Below are 392 nucleotides of genomic sequence, written 5' to 3'. Positions count from 1 at the left end.
ATCCTCCGGCAATAGCTGCACCAGGGCGCCCAGAAATCCACCAAAACAGGCTTTTCCTCCCGGATCAACTGCTTAAACTGCTCCTGATTCATGTTCATAGCTGCCATATCTGCCAGCTCCTTTCCTTTATTTTCTTATAAATCGTCTATTAGTGCGGTACTCTTGGCGTAGGCGGTACTGCGTGCCTCAAAGAAATCGGTCTTGACCATGTTGGCGTCGGCGTACTGGCTGACCCATTCCATGCTCTCCGGTTCGCTCTCAAAGCCCGGATACAATGCCGGATAGCCAAGGCTCGTCCAGCGAAGATTGCCGAGATAGCGGATGTAATCGCTGATCATCTGCCGGTTCAGTCCCGGGATGTCGTCGCCGATCACATAATGCCCCCATGCGAT

Annotated in this window: 1 protein-coding gene and 1 pseudogene; both read right to left on the bottom strand. The window is 52.8% G+C overall.

Annotation, left to right across the window (positions count from 1 at the left end; all coding sequences use genetic code 11):
* Positions 1-92 (bottom strand): thioredoxin family protein (locus GPK89_RS14350; protein WP_430750610.1); only part of this gene is annotated, 92 nt, incomplete at its 3' end.
* Between the two features lie 42 nt (positions 93-134).
* Positions 135-392: pseudogene (locus tag GPK89_RS14345) on the bottom strand (ribonucleotide-diphosphate reductase subunit beta); the annotation flags it as partial.

Origin of the sequence: Gemmiger formicilis (assembly GCF_018784445.1) — a bacterium.
Classification (GTDB): domain Bacteria; phylum Bacillota; class Clostridia; order Oscillospirales; family Ruminococcaceae; genus Gemmiger.
The sequence above is the reverse complement of the archived record's forward strand: the minus strand, read 5'-3'. Positions and strand labels throughout refer to the sequence as shown.